General features: G+C 65.1%; 11 protein-coding genes. 4 read left to right on the forward strand and 7 right to left on the reverse strand.

Annotation, left to right across the window (positions count from 1 at the left end):
- Positions 1 to 23: 23 nt before the first annotated feature.
- Positions 24 to 2,210: an NADP-dependent isocitrate dehydrogenase gene (locus tag CAFEA_RS02280; RefSeq protein WP_063938532.1), complete on the reverse strand. Its 2,187-nt coding sequence runs from the start codon at positions 2,208 to 2,210 to the stop codon at positions 24 to 26.
- Between the two features lie 60 nt (positions 2,211 to 2,270).
- Here CAFEA_RS02280 and CAFEA_RS02285 point away from each other — a divergent pair, with 60 nt between their 5' ends.
- From CAFEA_RS02285 to bsaP, 4 genes are all read left to right on the forward strand, one after another.
- Positions 2,271 to 3,191 carry an exodeoxyribonuclease III gene (locus tag CAFEA_RS02285; RefSeq protein ID WP_063938534.1) on the forward strand — a complete coding sequence of 307 codons (921 nt, stop codon included), beginning with the start codon at positions 2,271 to 2,273 and terminating at the stop codon, positions 3,189 to 3,191.
- A 2-nt stretch (positions 3,192 to 3,193) separates the two neighbouring features.
- Positions 3,194 to 3,985: a trimeric intracellular cation channel family protein gene (locus CAFEA_RS02290; protein WP_063938536.1), complete on the forward strand. Its 792-nt coding sequence runs from the start codon at positions 3,194 to 3,196 to the stop codon at positions 3,983 to 3,985.
- A gap of 119 nt (positions 3,986 to 4,104) precedes the next feature.
- The gene (gene bioB / locus CAFEA_RS02295) at positions 4,105 to 5,151 is read left to right on the forward strand and encodes a biotin synthase BioB (protein WP_034997388.1); all 1,047 of its coding nucleotides are present in this window, start codon (positions 4,105 to 4,107) and stop codon (positions 5,149 to 5,151) included.
- Positions 5,151 to 5,354 carry a biotin synthase auxiliary protein BsaP gene (bsaP, locus tag CAFEA_RS02300; RefSeq protein WP_034997390.1) on the forward strand — a complete coding sequence of 68 codons (204 nt, stop codon included), beginning with the start codon at positions 5,151 to 5,153 and terminating at the stop codon, positions 5,352 to 5,354. The genes bioB and bsaP overlap by 1 nt, the downstream gene beginning before the upstream one ends.
- Before the next feature lie 16 nt (positions 5,355 to 5,370).
- Here the strand turns inward: bsaP and CAFEA_RS02305 are convergent, their stop codons facing one another.
- The 6 genes from CAFEA_RS02305 to CAFEA_RS02330 form a co-directional block, all read right to left on the reverse strand.
- On the reverse strand, positions 5,371 to 6,054 hold the full coding sequence (locus CAFEA_RS02305; protein WP_063938538.1) for a hypothetical protein: 684 nt from the start codon (positions 6,052 to 6,054) through the stop codon (positions 5,371 to 5,373).
- Positions 6,051 to 6,734: an ATP-binding cassette domain-containing protein gene (locus tag CAFEA_RS02310; RefSeq protein ID WP_063938540.1), complete on the reverse strand. Its 684-nt coding sequence runs from the start codon at positions 6,732 to 6,734 to the stop codon at positions 6,051 to 6,053. The genes CAFEA_RS02305 and CAFEA_RS02310 overlap by 4 nt, the downstream gene beginning before the upstream one ends.
- On the reverse strand, positions 6,731 to 7,084 hold the full coding sequence (locus tag CAFEA_RS02315; RefSeq protein ID WP_063938542.1) for a GntR family transcriptional regulator: 354 nt from the start codon (positions 7,082 to 7,084) through the stop codon (positions 6,731 to 6,733). The genes CAFEA_RS02310 and CAFEA_RS02315 overlap by 4 nt, the downstream gene beginning before the upstream one ends.
- Before the next feature lie 85 nt (positions 7,085 to 7,169).
- Positions 7,170 to 8,969, reverse strand: a complete 1,800-nt coding sequence (locus CAFEA_RS02320; protein WP_063938544.1) for an acetyl/propionyl/methylcrotonyl-CoA carboxylase subunit alpha — start codon at positions 8,967 to 8,969, stop codon at positions 7,170 to 7,172.
- 14 nt (positions 8,970 to 8,983) lie between these two features.
- Positions 8,984 to 9,178: a hypothetical protein gene (locus CAFEA_RS02325; RefSeq protein ID WP_063938546.1), complete on the reverse strand. Its 195-nt coding sequence runs from the start codon at positions 9,176 to 9,178 to the stop codon at positions 8,984 to 8,986.
- Between the two features lie 11 nt (positions 9,179 to 9,189).
- The gene (locus CAFEA_RS02330) at positions 9,190 to 18,225 is read right to left on the reverse strand and encodes a type I polyketide synthase (RefSeq protein ID WP_063938548.1); all 9,036 of its coding nucleotides are present in this window, start codon (positions 18,223 to 18,225) and stop codon (positions 9,190 to 9,192) included.
- Between the last annotated feature and the right edge of the window lie 2 nt (positions 18,226 to 18,227).

Raw genomic sequence — 18,227 nt, forward strand, 5'->3', positions numbered from 1 at the left:
CGGCCGTTGTTTAGATCAGCGAGTTACTTCTCCAGTGCGTCGATGATCTTGTTGAAGGTTGCGGACGGGCGCATGACCGCGGAGGTCTTTTCCTCGTCCGGCCAGTAGTAGCCGCCAAGGTCGGCAGCGTTGCCCTGGGCGTCCAGGAGCTCCTTGTCAATCACATCGGCGTTGTCGCGCAGGTCCTTAGCGATCGGGCCGAAGACCTCGGCCAGCTCGGCGTCGTCGGACTGAGCGGCCAGCGCCTCTGCCCAGAACAGGGAGAGCCAGAAGTGGGAGCCGCGGTCGTCGATCTCGTTCACCTTGCGGGACGGGGACTTGCCTTCGTCGAGAAGCTTCTCGGTGGCCTTGTCCAGCGCGGCGGCCAGGACGCCGGCGCGCTCGTTGCCGTTCGTGTTCTTCTCGTGGCGGAAGGACTCGGCCAGTGCGAGGTACTCGCCGAGGGAGTCCCAACGCAGGTGGTTTTCCGCCTCGACCTGCTGGACGTGCTTCGGGGCGGAGCCGCCGGCACCGGTCTCGAACAGGCCGCCGCCAGCCATCAGCGGGACCACGGAGAGCATCTTCGCGGAGGTGCCAAGCTCCAGGATCGGGAACAGGTCCGTGTTGTAGTCGCGCAGCACGTTGCCGGTCACGGAGATGGTGTCCTCGCCGCGGCGGATGCGCTCGACGGACTCGCGGGTGGCCTCGACCGGGGAGGCGATGGAGATGTCCAGGCCCTCGGTGTCGTGATCGGACAGGTACTTCTTCACTAGCTCGATCAGGTTGCGGTCGTGGGCGCGCTCCTCATCCAGCCAGAAGATGGTCTTCATGCCGGACAGGCGTGCGCGGTTGACGGCCAGCTTGACCCAGTCCTGGATCGGGGCGTCCTTGGTCTGGCAGGCGCGCCAGATGTCGCCCGCTTCCACGTCGTGCTCGATCAGCACGTCGCCGGCGGAGTTGACCACCTGGACCTTGCCGTCGGCCGGGACCTTGAAGGTCTTGTCGTGGGAGCCGTACTCCTCGGCCTTCTTGGCCATCAGGCCGACGTTCGGGACGGTGCCCATGGTGGTCGGGTCGTATGCGCCGTTTGCGCGGCAATCGTCGATCACGGTCTGGTACACACCGGCGTAGGAGGAATCTGGGATGACGGCCAGGGTGTCCTGCTCCTGGTCGTCGGCGTTCCACATGTGGCCGGAGGTGCGGATCATTGCCGGCATGGAAGCGTCGATGATCACGTCCGACGGCACGTGCAGGTTGGTGATGCCCTTGGCGGAGTTCACCTGCGCCAGAGCCGGACCGTCCTGCAGGGCCTTGTCGAAGGCGGCGCGGATCTCCTCGCCGTTTTCCAGCTCGGACAGGCCCTCGTAGATTGCGCCGAGGCCGTTCTCGCCGTCCAGGCCGGCTGCCAGCAGCTCCTCGCCGTACTTGTCGTAGACGTCCTTGAAGTACGCGCGCACGACGTGGCCGAAGATGATCGGGTCGGAGACCTTCATCATGGTGGCCTTCAGGTGCGCGGAGAAGAGCACGCCTTCGTCCTTGGCGCGCTTCACGGCATCCAGCAGGAAGGCGTCGAGAGCCTCGGCGGACATGTAGGTGCCGTCGATGACCTCGCCCTTTTCAACCTTGAGGCCGTCCTTGAGCACCTCCTCGCCGCCGTCAGCCTTGACGAGTTTGATCTGCAGGGTGTCTTCGGACGGCATGATGACGGACTTCTCGTTGTGGCGGAAGTCGCCGGCGTCCATCGTCGCCACGTTGGTCTTCGAGTCGGAGGACCACTCACCCATGGAGTGCGGGTGCTTCTTGGTGAAGTTCTTCACGGCCTCCGGAGCGCGGCGGTCGGAGTTGCCCTCACGCAGCACCGGGTTCACAGCGGAGCCCTTGACTGCGTCGTACTTCTCCTGCGCGTCCTCGTAATCCGGGATGTCAAAGCCCGCGGCCTGCAGCTCGGCGATGGCCTTCTTCAGCTGCACCAGGGAAGCGGAGATGTTCGGCAGCTTGATGATGTTGGCTTCCGGCGTCTTCGCCAGCTCACCGAGCTGCGCGAGCGCGTCGTCGACCTTCTTGTCGCCGAGGCGGTCCGGGAACTGCGCGAGGATGCGGCCGGCCAGCGAGATGTCGGCGGTGTCCACGTCGATGCCGGCGCGGGAAGCGAAGGCCTCCACGATCGGCTTGAGGGAGTACGTCGCCAACAGCGGCGCTTCGTCGGTGCGGGTCCAAATGATCTTCGCCATAATGCTCCTCAGGTATAAGGTGTCTGACTTCAGCCAACCAGACTACTAGGGTCATCACACATGAGTCTCACAATTGCGTCGGTCAACGTCAACGGCATCCGCGCCGCCACCAAAATCCGCAACGAAAACAACCCGGGCATGCTGGCCTGGCTCGATGAAACCCCGGCGGATGTGGTGCTTATGCAGGAGGTTCGCGCCACCGTCGACCAGGCGCGCGCGGCGTTGGCGCCCGCGCTCGAAGAAGGGTGGCACCTCGCCGTCGCCCCCGCGGAGACCCCCGGTGCGAAGGGGCGCGCGGGTGTGGGCATCCTGTCGCGCACTCCGCTTAACGACGTCACCATCGGCATTCCCAGTTTCGAAGATGCCGGACGCTTCATCGCTGCCACACTTTCCGACGGCACCCGCGTCGGCTCGTTGTACCTGCCGTCGGGCTCTGCCGACACCCCGAAGCAGGACGAGAAGTACCGCTTCCTCGACGAGTTCGAGCCGCTGCTCGAGCAGTGGGCGGGCGAGTACCCGGACATGGTCATCGGCGGCGATTGGAACATCTGCCACCGCCGCGAGGACCTGAAGAATTGGAAGACCAACCGTAAGAAGTCGGGCTTTTTGCCGCACGAGCGCGCATTCATGGACGCGGTATTCGGCTGCTTCCCGGATGATGAGCCGCAGGATGCGGACGAGAAGGCTGATGCCGTTTGGGCGGGCGCTGTGGAGTATGCGGCCGGAGGGCGTCGAGAAGCGAATGGCTCCCCGAAGTGGTTCGACGTTGCCCGCAGGCTGCACCCGGAGGACGCGCCGTACACCTGGTGGACGTTCCGCGGCCAGGCATTCAACAACAATGCGGGCTGGCGCATCGACGTGCAGGCGGCCACCGCGAACATGCTGGAGCGCGCCGAGCGCACCTGGGTGGATAAGGCGCCGACGGTGGAGCAGCGGTGGTCCGACCACTCGCCACTTCTGGTGGAGTATGCGGAGGGCTGAGCATGATCGCTGACTACTTCGCCGGCTTCAGTACCGCCGATCTGGTGGTAATCCTGTACGTCATCGGGATTGTCGCCGAGTCGATGACGGCGGCCGTCGCTGCTGGCCGGATGCGGATGGATCTGTTCGGCGTGATCACGCTCGGCGCGCTCACCGCGCTCGGCGGCGGCACGGTCCGCGACGTCCTGTTGGGCACCTACCCGCTGACGTGGGTGGAGCAGCCGCTTTACCTGCTCACGGTGATTATCGCGGCCGTGGTGACGGTGCGGGTGAGTTGGCTGCTGGTGCGTCTGCGTCGCAGCTTCCTCGTCGCCGACGCAATCGGCCTGGCCGCCTTCGCAGTGCTGGGTATTCAGACTGCAGTGTCCAACGGCCACGGTTTCATCATCGCGTGCGTGGCCGCGGTGACCACGGGGGTCTCGGGCGGTGTGCTCCGCGACGTGCTCTCGGACCGCGTCCCGCTCGTCTTCCACAAAGAGATGTACGCCTCGGCCGCCGTCATCGGCGTCATGGCGTGGTGGGGGCTTGACTGGCTGGGCGCGCACGAGTGGGTGGTCATCCTGGTCACCCTGACGGCGGTGCTGGGGGTGCGCCTGCTGTCGCTGAAACGGGGCTGGAGCCTGCCCGTCTACGAATACGACGAGGAGGCGGCAGCCGCCTACGATCCACGCGACGCGCTCACCACGTTTTTGTACCAGCGCGCCCGACGCATCCCGGGTGCCCGGACGGCGTACCGGGGCCTGCGGAAGATGCGGCTGCCTCCGCGCAGCGAGCACCGCCGGCCGGAAAACTAAAACGTTCTCCCCGCCCCCAGATTTGGGGAAGCGGGGCATTTTTCGGGGATTGACTGAACGGTGTTCAAGGTATGCGGTAGCCTTTTGTCAGTCATTACATTGAGAACGGAGTATTACCTATGTCACATGCACCAATTCTTGATATCGCCCGCGAGAAGGCCCTGGAAAAGGGCGAGGGTCTGAACCAGGAGGAGATCCTCCAGGTCCTCCAAGTTCCGGACGAGGACCTGAAGGAACTGCTGGAGATCGCGCACGAAACCCGTATCAAGCACTGCGGCGTGGACGTCTCGCTCGAGGGCATCATCTCCCTGAAGACCGGCGGCTGCCCGGAGGACTGCCACTTCTGCTCCCAGTCCGGCCTATTCGAGTCCCCGGTCCGCGCCGTGACCCTGGACATCAACGAGCTCGTCGAGGCCGCCAAGCAATCCGAGAAGATGGGCGCGGCCGAGTTCTGCATCGTCGCCGCCGTCAAGAGCCCGACCCAGCAGCTGCTCGACCAGGTCGCCGAGGCCGTCACCGCCATCCAAGAGGAAGTGGACATCTCTATTTCCGCCTCCTTGGGTATCCTCACCCAGGACCAGGCGCGCCAGCTCAAGCAGATGGGCGTGTCCCGCTACAACCACAACTTCGAAACCGCGAAGTCCTTCTTCCCCAACGTGGTAACTACCCACACCTGGGAGGAGCGCAAGAACACCCTCGAGTACGTGCTGGCAGAGGGCATGGAAACCTGCTGCGGCGGCATCATCGGCCTGGGTGAGTCCCTGGAGCAGCGCGCCGAGTTCGCCGCCCAGCTCGCCGAGATTGAGCCGCACGAGGTGCCCATGAACTTCCTCGACCCGCGCCCGGGCACCCCGTTCGAGGACCGCCCGCTGGTTCCGCAGGGCGAGGCGCTGCGCGCCGTGGCCGCGTTCCGCCTGGCTATGCCGACCGCCCAGCTGCGCTTTGCCGGCGGCACCGAGCTCGCGCTTGGCGACGACGGCACCGAAGCCGGCCTCCTCGGCGGCGCCAACGCGATTATCGGCGGCAACTACCTGACCACCTTGGGCCGCCCGATCGAGCAGGACCGCGAGGCCGTTGACCGCGTGCTCGATCTGGGCATCACCCCGGTCGGCCAGAAGATGAAGTCCGGCCACGGCGCGCTCTACGACACCATCAAGGCCCTCTAATGCGCGTGCCTGAGAGCACCGAGCTTGCCGACGCCATCCTGTCCGGCGAGCTCCAGCTGCCCGTCAACTCGAACCGCCCCTACGACGCGCCGCGGATCTGCCCGGTCTGCGAGCGCCGCATGGTGGTGAAGATCAGCCCCTTTGGGTGGGAGGCCTGCTGCTCCCGCCACGGGCTGCTGCGCTCGGAGTGGCTGGAGCGGTAGAGGGCGCGAGTGGTTGCTAGGGCACGAAGCGCTTTGTGCTACGAAATGCCACCGCGCTGACGGCGAGTGTGACTAGGCATGCGGCGCATATGCCACTGGCAGCGGCGGTGTCCCAATCGCCTACAGGGGACTCTATTGCCCAGTACAGCGCCACCGCCATGAGGAAGGTGGAAAATGCGGTGATGAGGACGCGCCCGGTGCCGTAGGAGGCGTAGACCAAACCGAGCGCAACCCCCACGATGGCAGCCACGAAGAAGAACGCGATGTGGAGCAGCACCGTCCACGCCATTGACGAGGTGTCTTGCCCGGCGTTCGCCATGATGTAGGGGGCGCCGTTAGTGTCCACCCAGGGCACGTCTGCGCCGTTGGTGAAGAGGAACAGGTCATAGGCTTGGTAGTACGGGCTCTTGAACTGGTTGTAGATCGAGGATGCCGCGGTGGGGACACCCAGCGCCACTGCCGCCACGATTGAGGTGAGTGTGGCTGAGTTCATCCACGTAGTAAAGCTTGCGCCGAGCTGGTTCAACGCACTCCACTGCGCACCTGCCAGGATGAATAGGACGGTCAGTGCGAAGCCTCCGAAGACGGTCCAGAGGGAGCCATCGCCCTGGTAGAAACGGCCCAGCGGGACTAGGACCAGCAAAACGGCCAGTGTTGCCAGGTAGGACAGTGGTTTGAAGGGGCTGAGGAAGAGTTTCATCGTTCGGGCCTTTCCGTCGCGAGGAGGTCAATGAGTTCGGCATCGTCCGGGTACTCGAAGGGCAAGTGGACATCTGCCTCGCCGATAGGTTCGGCGAACGTCGCGCGTGTCGTGGGCCCGAGACTCGCTGTCTCGGCGACGGGGAAGCGGGCGATAAGGTCTTTGATCTCGGCGGTGGGGCCGGTGACCGTTGGAAAGCACAGGCGGGCGTCGTCGAGTGGGACTGGGCGCGAAACCACCCGATCAAACACTTGGATGACATGGGTGGCGAGACCCACGAAGTCCTCCGGGCGATGCGATGCCATCACTACGCTGCGCTGCGGGTTCTCCGCGATGTAGTCGATCAGTCTCTGGCGGACCTGTTTGCGGGTGGTGGTGTCGATGCCGTCAAAAGGCTCGTCGAGAAGCAACAGGTCTTTGCCGATGGCTAGGGCCACCTCAATGGTGAGTAGGCGGCGCTGCCCGACGGAGAGATCTCTAATGCGGGCGTTGGGAAAGTCTAGGTCTACGTGCGGGTAGATCGCTGCGACTGCGCGCAGGTGATCGTCTACGGTCGTGCCTGCAAACTTGGTATCCGCACCAGCCGGGACGAACGCGGCCTGCGGGCTCATGAGCGTGTGGAGGTAGTGAGTTTTACCGGCGGCGTTCGGGCCGACCAGCGCGTAGAAGCCGGGATTCATTGGGCGCGCTCCTTTTCGATCATTGCCGTCAGCTCCTCGGTGGTGATGCCGAGTTGGTTGGCCTCATGGACAAACGGTTGGACAAAATCGCGGGCGAATGCTTCGCGACGCGTACGTAACACCTGATCACGCGCACTCTCCAAGACGAACATGCCGAGCCCGCGGCGTTTCTCCAGCAGACCCTCGTTGAACAGTTCGGTGAGTGCTTTAGCGGAGGTGGTGGGATTGACAGAGTGGTAGGTGGAGAGCTCGTTGGTAGACGGCACACGGTCGCCGGGGGCGAGGGTGCCTGCCCCGATGAGGTCACGTAACTCATCTGCTATCTGTAGGTATATGGGTTTACCACTCATGTGGGTAACCATAGAACTGGAAAGCCCGGCGCGTCAAACCCCAATTTTTGACGCGCCGGGTGCGATCCCCGGGAAAGTACAGAAACTACTCGTCGGTGATGTCGAGGAGTGCCGCGCCCTTATCTACATGGCTGCCGGCCTCCACCGCGAGGTTCTTCACAACACCGCTCTTGTGAGCCTTGACCGGGTTTTCCATCTTCATGGCCTCGAGGATGACCACGATGTCACCGGCTTCGACTCGAGCACCTTCGGTAACTTCGGACTTCACCACGGTGCCCTGCATCGGTGCGGTCAGGGTGTCTGCGCTGGCTGCGCCAATGCCGGAACCCTTGCCTCCCGATCCACCGCTACGGGAGCGGCGCTTGCGGTCGCGGCGAGTCAAAGCAGAGGCTCCGAGAAGCAACGTCTCCGGCAGAGTGATCTCGATCGATCGGCCGTTGACCCCGACGGAGACGGTGCGGCGTCGCACCTCATCCTGGTCACTGTCTTCGCCAGCGCCGTCGGACTCGTAGGGCGCGACGTCCGGGTCCCATTCCTCTTCGATCCAGCGGGTGTATACGGCGAATTGGGAGGCGTCGCCGGTGAAGGCGTCGTCGTCAAGCATGCGCTGATGGAAGGGGATGATGGTCGGCATGCCTTCGACCCGGAATTCGGCGAGGGCGCGCTTGGCGCGGGTGATGGCCTGGTCGCGTGTTTCGCCGCGAACGATGAGTTTGGCCAACATCGAGTCGAACTGGCCGCCGATGGTGGAGCCTGCGCGGATGCCGGAGTCGACGCGCACGCCGGGGCCTGCGGGTTCGATGTAGGCGGTGGCGGTGCCGGGCATGGGCATGAAGTTGGTGCCAGCGTCTTCGGCGGTGATGCGGAACTCGAAGGCGTGGCCGGTGGGCTCCAGATCGGCGTCGAAACGCAGCGGCTCGCCGGCGGCGATGCGGAACTGCTCGATGACAAGATCCACGCCGGTGGTTTCTTCGGTGACGGGGTGCTCGACCTGGAGGCGGGTGTTGACCTCAAGGAAGGAGATCAGCCCGTCAGCTCCGACGAGATACTCCACGGTGCCAACGCCCACGTAGCCTGCTTGCTTCGCAATCGCTTTAGCGGACTCGTGGATGCGTTCGCGCTGCTCGTCGGTGAGATATGGGGCGGGGGCTTCCTCGATGAGCTTTTGGAACCTGCGCTGCACGGAGCAGTCGCGGGTGCCAGCGACGATGACGTTGCCGTGCGTATCCGCCAGCACCTGTGCTTCAACGTGGCGGGCGCGGTCGAGGTAGCGCTCCACGAAGCACTCGCCACGGCCGAACGCTGCTTTGGCTTCGCGGGTGGCGGACTCGAACAGTTCGCGGATCTCGCCACGCGTGCGGGCGACCTTCATACCGCGGCCGCCACCACCGTACGCCGCCTTGATAGCCACCGGTAGACCGTGGTTGTCGGCGAATGCGACCACATCGTCGGCGCTGTCTACCGGGTCCTTTGTGCCCGGCACCAGTGGGGCGTCGACCTCTTCAGCGATGCGTCGGGCAGTGACCTTGTCGCCAAGCGCGTCGATGGCCCGCGGCGGCGGTCCGATCCAGGTCAGCCCCTCGTCGATGACGCGCCGGGCGAACTCGGCGTTTTCCGCCAAAAAGCCGTAGCCGGGGTGGACGGCGTCCGCACCGCTGTCGCGGCAAGCCTTGAGCACTATGTCGATATCCAGATAGCTTTGCGACGACGTCTCGCCACCGATCCCAATCGCCTCATCCGCCATTTCGGTATACGGCGCGTCCTTGTCGGGGTCGGCGTAGATCGCCACGGAGGCAAGGCCTGCGTCGCGGGCTGCGCGGATGATACGGACCGCGATCTCGCTGCGGTTGGCGACGAGGACCTTGCGGAACGGAAAGTCATGCATATGTGCGGTCCTTTCTAGAAGTATGTGACGTTGCCGATGGTTTGCTGGCCGAACGCATCGCCGAACACGTTGTCTTCGTAGGCAGCACTGGCGCCGGCCTCAGTAGCGGAGGTGGCCTGCCAGGTTTGGGCCTCGGCGAGCACGGTGGTCAGTGCTGCCAGTTCGTCGTGGGACAGCGACGTGTCGTCGGTACGAAACAGTGGTGTCATGGTGTCTCTCCTTAAACGGTCGGGTACGTGCCGTCGGCGTTGAGACGGGCATCGGGGTTGAGCAGGAGTGCGATCTCGTCGGCGTGGTCGTCGATACCAGCGAAGCGGCGGTTCTCCACCTGGGTGAAGAGGTCGGCGCGGCCGATCATCCCGGCCTCGAGTCGGCTTGCGCCCTGGGCGAGGCGTTCGGTGGCGCGCTCACGCCAGGCGTCGGCGTCACGGCCATCGCGTGTCAGTGCGGCTTCGAACACACCCGGGTGGCCCAGCACGACGAGCGCGCCGACGTGGCCGAAACCGAGCGAGGTCAGGGCCGCCGCCTTCACGTTGCCGGCTCCGAGAGCGAGCGGGGAGCGCAGCCACACCAGGTTGGTTGCCTTCGACTCGATGAGCGGGTCGACGCAGTCCAGCGAGGCGTTCGGCGGGAGGCCGCCGGTTGCCAGGACGTCGATAAGCCCGCCGGTCTGCAGCAGCGCCGCACCTGCCTTGGAGTGACCGGTGAGGGTCTTCTGCGAGATGACGTACATCGGTGCATCCGGGTGGCGGCCAACGGCCGGCCACAGCACGGAGTGCAGTTCGGATTCGTTCGGATCGTTGGCGTTGGTGGAGGTGTCGTGCTTGGACAAGACGGTGACGTCGTCAGGCGTCAGCCCCAGCGAGGACAGGGAACGGGCGAGAGGCGAGTCGGTACCGCCGCAGGCCGCCGCCAGCACGCCGAGGCCTGGTGCCGGGATGGAGGTGTGTGCGCCGTCGCCGAAGCTGGAGGCGTACGCGACCACTGCCAGCACCGGCAGGCCGAGCTCGGCGGCGAGGGTGCCGCGGGCGAGCAGGACCGTGCCGCCGCCTTCGGCTTCGAGGAAGCCGCCGCGTCGACGGTCGTTGGCGCGTGAGATGAAGCGGCCGTCGATACCTTGTGCCGTCATCTTGGCGGTTTCGGCGGTGGCGTTCATGTCGCCGAAGCCCTGGAGGGATTCGACCTGGACGTCGTCGATACCACCGGCGACGACAAAGTCGGCCTTGCCCAGCGCAATCTTGTCCACCGCTTCTTCGATGCTGACTGCGGCGGTGGCGCACGCGCCGACCGGGTGGATCATGGAGCCGTAGCCGCCGACAAGCGCCTGCATGGTGTGGGCGGCCACCACGTTGGGTAGCGCTTCCTGCAGGATGTCAGTCTGGCGTTCCTCGCCGATGAAGCGGGAGACGAACACCTTGTGCAGCGATTCCATGCCGCCAATACCGGTGCCTTGGGTGGTGGCGATGAAGGACGGGTGGACCTTCTGCATGAGCTCTGCCGGAGTGAAGCCGGCGTTGATGAACGCGTCGACGGCGGTGACCAGGTTCCAGGCGGCCATGCGGTCCATGCCGTCGGCCATCTGGGCGGGGATGCCCCACTTGGTCGGGTCGAACCCGTCCGGCATCTGGCCAGCGACGGTGCGCGACAAGGTGGCCTTCTTCGGCACGTGTGCCAGGGCACCGGCGTGGCGGGTCACGCTCCATTCGCCGTCGATCTGGCGGATAGTGGTCTTCTCACCGTCGGCTTCCACGTATGCAAGTGCTTCTTCTTCCGTGGTCACGGTAAACGTGATGTCGCGGTCGAGGTAGACCTGCTCAAGGTCGATGGAGCCTTGGTCGGTGAGGAAGTACTTGTCCGTCAGCGTGCGGATGCCGCTGCGTGCGATGACGTCGTCGCGGAAGCGCTCGTAGATGTCCTCTTCGGCAACCTCCGCGCCATCTTCGTCGTACCAGGCCGGGTTCGGGTCTTCGGACCAGGTGATCAGGCCCATCATCCACGCCAGTTCGAGGACGCCGGCTGCAGTGAGGTCGACCTCGCCGGTGCGCGCGATGCCGTATTCGGCTTCGCGGCGGGTGCGCCCGGAGCCCCAGCTGGATACTTCGCCGATGCCGACGACAACCACCATGTCGTCCAGCGAGCAGGTGACATCGCCCACGCTCGCCGGTGTGGGTTGGCGCGGGGTAGTGACGTTTGGCAGTGCGCGCACCGTGGTGCCATTGCTTGTCGACGACTCCGTGCCCGCCACATCAACACGTGCATTACGCGCCAGATCGGCGATGGACACGCCTGCGTCCTCGAGCCCGCCAGTGAGGTCGAGATCCAGCGGGGACTGCTTCGCCTGCTCACGGGATTCCTCGGTGACCAGGCCGAGCAGCTGCGTGGAGATCTCCTCCGGGCTCCACACGTGAATACCTGCGGCCTGTGCCGCCGGGACGAGGCCGTCGTTGCCGCCCATCAGGTGCGTGCCGGCAACCCAGCCGATGCGGGCCTGCGCCAGGGTGACACCTTCCGGCCAGCCGGTTTCCGCAGACCACTTGTTCACAATCGCGTCGAAGGCTGCCTTGACCTCGCCGTAGGCGCCGTCGCCACCGAACGTGCCGCGGTTCGGCGAGCCCGGCAGAACGATGTGAGCGCGCTCGGCTGGGAAGTTATCGCCGCGCTGCGCCAGGTCGGACAGGCCGGCAATGGTGCGTTCGACCGACCACAGCAGCAGGCGGGCCTGCGTTTCGGCGTTGCCACCGACCTCTGCGAGCGAGCCGGACACAGGAGGTGCGGCGAACGGGAAGGCAAGCGTCGGGGTGAGTGCCGGTTTGATGATCTTGACGTCCTTGCCGACGGTTTCCTTCTGCTCGGACTCGATCCAGCCGATGAGTGCATCGATGTCGCGGTAGGACGACAGGTTCGTCGGCACCAGCCACAGGCGCGCGCCCACGGAAGCGTGCTCGGCGAAGAGGGTGCGGGCGAATTCCTTGCGCGCCTGGCTGACGTTGGATGCGGTCATGATGACCGTCGCACCGCCTGCGAGCAGGCGTTCCACCACTGCGGTGGCGATGGAACCCGGCGCGGCTCCGGTGACTAAGGCGACGTCGTCTGCGTACGGCTCGTTCGCGTCGGCGGTGGCGGCTGCTGCGATCTCGCCGAGTACGTTGCGACGATCACCTTCCACGCGCTTGGCGTACCACTCGGCCTGCTTTGCCACGGTGGAGCCGGTGCCAGCGAAGCGCTGTGGTGCGAGGTCGATCTCGCCGAGAGCGACGCGTGCGAGGTCTTCGCGGGCTTGGGCCCAGCGGTCGTCGAAAAGCACTGCTTTGCGCTCGTCGAAGACTGGGGTGACCTGCTTGACCCAGCCGGAGCCGAGTTCTGCCTCGATCGTTTCCACGATCGTGGTGTCCGGTGCGGGGATTTCCGCGACCTCTTCTTCGATGCCGAGCTTGTTTAGCAGCGTGCGGGCGGTGGCCACCAGGGTGTCGGTGACTTCGTCCTTGTAGGCGTCGAGTGCAGCCGAATCCACCACGCCGCCGCCGGAGGAACCGCCGCTGGTGGCCTGGGAGACTGCAACGCCGTAGCGTGCGGCGACGTTTTGTACCGCCTGGTCGATCAGTGCGGTGATCTCCGCCTTGGTCGTGGCCGGCGGCAGGCTGTTGAGCGAACCGCCACGCACCGATTCCTCAGTGCGGCTGCCCAACAAGATCTCAGCTTCGACGTGCGCGGTCCAGGTTGTGGGCAGGCCCCACGCGGCCGCGAGGTGCTCGCCGACAAACGCCGGCTTCAGGCCTGCGCTGCCGAAGAGTTGGCGCAGGCGGGTGCCCACGGCCTCGGACAGGACAGCGCCGAACGGGGTGTAGCCCGGTGCGGCGGTGTTCACGCGCGTGTTCAGCGTAGCCACGTCGGCCTCCGCTGCGCCGTCGATGGCAGGCACGCCGAGCTCGGCGGACATGTCCATGAGCAGCTGGTTGCGTCGCGACGACACCCCGCCGGTGAGCTCCTCAATCGTGTCCGAATCGTTGATCTGCTCGGGACGGATCTTGTTCTGCAGCGCGAACAGGACGGTGATCGCATCGGCTGCGGTGAAGGGAAGGTCGGACACGGGCGCGCCGGATGCCGGTGCAGCCGGTGCAGCCGGTGCTGGCTCTGCCGGTGCTGACTCTGCTGGTGCGGCGGGTGCTGCCTCGGCTGCCGGTTGTGGGGCGGATTCGGTCGCTGGGGTCGAGTCGGCTTCTGTGTCGGCCGGGGCGTCGTCGACAAGCACGGGCTCCGGCGCAGCAACCACGTCGTTGAGCATGACGATGTCCTGGCTTGCCTCAACGTTGAAAACCGGCACGTGAATGCCGATGACATCCATCTCGCGCTTTGCCAGGTTGGTCAGCGTCGGTGAAGAGGCAAGGCCGACCTCGATGACCTGGTCGACGCGACCAAGCAGGTAGTCCTGGGTTTCAATCCAGCGCACAGGGGAGGCGAACTGCCACGCCAACAACTCGATGAGCAGCGTGCGCGCGAGCGCGTTGCGGTCGGTGTTCTCCGGCGTCATGCCCTTGAGGCGCTCGGAGGGGACCTCGTCGGTGACGGCGTTGATGAACTCTTGCGTCAGCGCAAACGGCTTGGCCACCAAGTTCGGAATGTAGCGGTCCACCAGCGTGTCCACGTCGATGATTTCCGGCATGTGCTCGTCGAGCTTTTCGGCGAAGTCTGCAACACCCTCGCGCAGCACGCGTGAGTGGAACGGAACGTCCACGCCCGGAACCGTGACGTAGGCGCGTGGATTAACCGAGTTAGCCTTGCGCTCCAGGGCGGCAAGGCCGCGCTTCGTGCCAGCCACGGAGTACTGCTGGCCCTTGATGTTGTAGTTGACAATCTCCAAGAACTCGCCGGAATCCTGCGCAACACCAGCGACGTACGCTTCGACCTCTTCCGGGCCGACACGGATCATGTTCGGGCGCAGCGCGCCCATGCCGTAGTCGGAGTTGCCCTCCGCATCGCGTGGCACCAGGGAACCCATGGCGGAGCCACGCGAGTACACGATGTCGATGACCGCTTCCAGGTCAAAGATGTTGCCCAGGGCTGCAAGCGCGGTGTATTCACCGAGCGAGTGGCCCGCAAAGTACGCACCGGAGGCCAACGTGTTGGCCTCGTTCAGTCGCTGCGTCTGCGCGTAGGCGACAACGGCCATGGCCACCTGCGTGAACTGGGTCAGGTGCAGGACGCCATCCGGGTGTTTGAACTCCAGACCGCGGATGACCAGGCGCGACGGGTTGTCCTCCACAATGCGCTGGATGGAGAACCCGTGGGTCTCACGCGTGTGGCGGTCAGCGCGGCGCCACACGTCGCGCGCGGCAGCGGAAGCAGCACGGTCGCCGTTGCCCATGCCCTGGGTTTGAATGCCCTGGCCGGGGTAGACGTAGGCGGTGCGCGGTTGGGCCAGAAGCGCCTGACCACGGGAGACGACGTCGCCGGCGATGCGGCAGGTCACCTCAAGGGCCTGCTGGATGCCGACGCGGCCGACGCGCTCGACGGTGATCTCTACATCGTCGTCAAGCTGCACCATGCCGTACATGGAGTAGGTCCAGCCGATGACCTGGCCGTGGCCAGCAGCCAGGTGCTGTGCGGTGGCGGATAGCCACATGCCGTGCACCAGCGGCGCATCCAGGTTGACCAGGGCTGCTGCGTTGGCGGAGGTGTGAATCGGGTTGTAGTCGCCGGAGACCAGAGCAAACGGGGTCATGTCCGACGGTGCGCGCACCACGGTGCGGTCCACGAACGAACGCAGGGTCGGCTCAACCTGCTCGCTTGCTGCGCCACCACCATAGGCCGGTGCCGGGACTGGTGTTGCAGTACCGGTGGCGCGACCACGGATGGCAAAGCGCTGCATCTGGGTTGCCACAACCTCGTCGCCGGAGCGCAGCTCCAACTCGACGGTGACAATACGGCCAGAGGTGGACTCAGCGATCGAGGTGCACTTGGAGGTCACGTCGATGCGCCGGCCATCTGCAAGCTCGGTAAGCGGGACGCGCAGGTCGATGACGTGATCCAGGTGGACGGCGTTGAGCAGGCCTTCGATCACCGGCGTGCCGTCAGCCAACTTGCCGGAGCCCAGCGCTGCGTAGATCGCCGGCCAGCAGGGGCCAACCAGCACGTCTGGCGTGCCCACCACAGCGTTGTCGGCCACAGCGCCGCCGGTGACCGCGGAGTGCGATGCCAAGAGGGAAGCGGGCAGCGTAAACGACGAGCGCGCCACACCAAACGGCGCGTCCTCGGTCGGTGCCTCGATCTGCGGGATCTCAGTAATCGTGTCGCCGGCCTCGCTGACCGAACCGACACCAGCCAGGCCAGACAGCAGCTCGAAGACGCTGTCAGACAGGCGATCGCCGTCCACAATCGGGGAGGCACCCGTGCCTGCACCGGCAGGGATCTCGACCGGGATGTTCACCTCACGCACGTAGAACGGACGCTGGTCGTCCTGCAGGTGGTCCCACGCGGAATCAGCGTGGATTCGGATCGTCCACTCGCGCTCACCAGCCGCGTTGGTGGTTGCCCCCACGTCGAAGGCGTCCTCGTCCAGCGCGTATGCAGGGTTGGCCATCAGGTGGCCGTGCCACACCAAGGTCGGGCAGGAGCGCAGATACGCGGCCTCGTCGGCGGCGTCGCTGCGTCGAGCGAAGCGGGATTCAGCGGTGGCGCCGTCGTCGATAAGCATCTGCGTCGCGGCATCCTCAAAACGTGCCAGCAACTGCGCAACCGGCTCGTTCTTGCGCGTAATACCAGCAACCGCAACCGGGCCCGGGATAATGCGCACCTGGTCAGCGGTGTAGCGCTCATCCTGTGCCTGCCACAAGGTGTCCTTGCCAAACCAGGACTTCAGATCCGCATCAAGTGCTGGCACCCACGGCATCGGCTTCGGGTAGGCATAGTGCAGACCGATCCACCACGCCGCATCGCGCGGGGAAACCACGACCTCGCGCGCCTGCGGGTAGTGCTGTAGCAAGGTGCTGAGACCATCGCGCGGGGAGATCTCGACATCGTCGGGGAAGAGGGTCGGGATCTCGCCGTGGTCGGCCTCGTTCAGACGTGCCTCGATGCGCTGGAGCAACGCAACAAAGCGCGCGTTCCAGGTCTGGTCGATAAACGGATCGGCGAGCTCGATGAAGCGCTCGACCCACTCGGCGTACGTCATCGTCTCCACGTCGCCGAAGTACGGCTTCGCCGTCTTCGACAGTGCCTCGATGATCTCCTCACGGTGCGCCGGGTACTCCTCAATATCCAACGAGGCGATGAACCGTGCCGCCTTGGCAAAGGAGTTGTCCAGGTCGTGCAAGTCCGCCAGCAGGTGCGATTGCGACGACGCCACACCCGCCACGCCGCGACCGCGGCCGACCCAACCGCCGTTGTTCTCCGGCGGCAGGCCAGGTGTGTCCACGAGCAGCTGCTTGACCGAATCCGTGGCCTTCGCCTCCTTCGTGGCCATAGCCACGGTGCCGACGAACACTCCATCCACCGGCATCGCAGGCAAACCGAACTTCTCAGACCAACGGCCCGTAATCAGCTCCGCGGCACGCTCTGGCGAGTACACGCCACCGCCGACGGTGAGCACCGCGTTGTCGTACGCGCGGATCTCGGGGTAGGTCTCCAACAGCATGTCCTCCAGATCAACCCAGGAGTGGTGGCCGCCAGCGTGGCCGTCCTCCACCATCAAGATGACCTGGTCGTCCGGGTTCGCCGCAGCGATTGCGAGCGCGTTGCGGATCTGCTGCGTTGTACCGGGCTTGAGCGCAATGTAAGGGAAGCCATCCTGGTGCAGCTGCGCGAACAGCTCTGTGGCCTCGTCGACGTCCGGAATGCCCGCGGAGATACACACGCCGTTAAACGGAGCACCAGCAGCGCGGGCCTTTGGCACCATGCGCGTTTGACCGAATTGCAGGTTCCACAGGAAGCGGTCGAAGAACATGGTGTTGAACTGCGCGGTGCGACCAGGCTGCAAAAACGCCTTGAGGTTGGCGGTGTGCTTGCCAAACTCCTCCTCGGAGTACATGCCGCCACCGGCAAGTTCCGCCCAGTAGCCGGCGTTGGCAGCGGCGGCGACAATCTCGCCGTCCGCGGACGTTGGGGTCATGCCACCCAGGATGATTGGGGACAGACCAGTTAGCGACGAGAACTTCGTCTGCGTGTACGTCTTGCCATCCGGCAGCGCGATCACTCGTGGTGCGTAGGCCGAGTAGTCCACGCCCTGCGGCAACTCAGCGCCCGGGCGTGCAAGCTCGTCGCGCTTCGCGGCGGTGGACGCGTCCAACACAGCGACGCCGGAGCCGTTGGCCAAGTTGGTCGCAATCGTCGCCGTAGCCGTATCAAACGTGAAAATGTGGCTCGCGCCCTGGGCAATCAGGTCGCGCACGGTTTCGGTGAAGTCGAACCGGTCCACCAAAATCGATTGCGCCAGTTCACGGGGAGTGGTGGTTTCAAAGGTGATGCCGCATGCGTCCGCCCACTGCTGCGCCAACTCCACACCGGGGGCGTTCGTATCCACGTGGAAGAGGTACGCAACATCAAGCGAGTCGAACACCGGCGTGATTTCGGATCCGCCGTACTCCACTTCCAACTTGGCGTTGTAGTTGCTCGCAGCCGCTTCGATGTCCTTGCGTGCCTGCGCGAGCGCCTCCGGGCTGCCAGACAGCACCACGTGGCGGTGCCCATTGATCACGCTGATAGGAGCCGCTTGCGTATCGACGACAAACTCACCGACCTGCTCAGGCGTCAGCCCACGAACCGAAAGCATCCGGCTGCGCGAGTCGGCGCCACCGTACACGTTGGTTGCGGCAGCACCCATGATGAAGGCGAACGCAAGAGCTTTCTCCGCAGCCTGTGGGCCGTTGGCGCGATTGAGCGCGGCGGCACCCAAGATGCCCTGGGAGTGTCCAGCGAACAGTGCGTCGGTGGTGTCGAGCCCGAGCTGCTCGAGATCTTCCGCGGCAACAATCTGCGACAGCAGAATCGCCGGTGCACTGACCGCGGGCAGGGCGTCGATCGCCTCGTGCGAGGTGTCCGCATCCATCGCGTCGCGAATACGCTGCACAACTCCTGGCACGACAGAGGCCAACGGGCGGGCAACAGCGGCGGTGAGGGACTGGGCGTCGTTAAGAAGCTGCTCCATGCGGATACGTGCCACAGGAGTCGCGGCAGCATCAGCGAGCGCCTGCTGCCAGGAAGAACCCTGCCCCGGGAACAGGATTGCGGGACGCTTCAGGGAAGAAAAAGAGGTGGAATTCATAA

It is taken from the genome of Corynebacterium afermentans subsp. afermentans (assembly GCF_030408355.1).
Taxonomy (GTDB): Bacteria; Actinomycetota; Actinomycetes; order Mycobacteriales; family Mycobacteriaceae; genus Corynebacterium; species Corynebacterium afermentans.

Bases quoted from the DNA above. Each gene is read 5' to 3' on its own strand.
- CAFEA_RS02280 (WP_063938532.1), bottom strand. From the start codon at position 2,210: ATGGCGAAGATCATTTGGACCCGCACCGACGAAGCGCCGCTGTTGGCG.
- CAFEA_RS02285 (WP_063938534.1), top strand. From the start codon at position 2,271: ATGAGTCTCACAATTGCGTCGGTCAACGTCAACGGCATCCGCGCCGCC.
- CAFEA_RS02290 (WP_063938536.1), top strand. From the start codon at position 3,194: ATGATCGCTGACTACTTCGCCGGCTTCAGTACCGCCGATCTGGTGGTA.
- bioB (WP_034997388.1), top strand. From the start codon at position 4,105: ATGTCACATGCACCAATTCTTGATATCGCCCGCGAGAAGGCCCTGGAA.
- bsaP (WP_034997390.1), top strand. From the start codon at position 5,151: ATGCGCGTGCCTGAGAGCACCGAGCTTGCCGACGCCATCCTGTCCGGC.
- CAFEA_RS02305 (WP_063938538.1), bottom strand. From the start codon at position 6,054: ATGAAACTCTTCCTCAGCCCCTTCAAACCACTGTCCTACCTGGCAACA.
- CAFEA_RS02310 (WP_063938540.1), bottom strand. From the start codon at position 6,734: ATGAATCCCGGCTTCTACGCGCTGGTCGGCCCGAACGCCGCCGGTAAA.
- CAFEA_RS02315 (WP_063938542.1), bottom strand. From the start codon at position 7,084: ATGAGTGGTAAACCCATATACCTACAGATAGCAGATGAGTTACGTGAC.
- CAFEA_RS02320 (WP_063938544.1), bottom strand. From the start codon at position 8,969: ATGCATGACTTTCCGTTCCGCAAGGTCCTCGTCGCCAACCGCAGCGAG.
- CAFEA_RS02325 (WP_063938546.1), bottom strand. From the start codon at position 9,178: ATGACACCACTGTTTCGTACCGACGACACGTCGCTGTCCCACGACGAA.
- CAFEA_RS02330 (WP_063938548.1), bottom strand. From the start codon at position 18,225: ATGAATTCCACCTCTTTTTCTTCCCTGAAGCGTCCCGCAATCCTGTTC.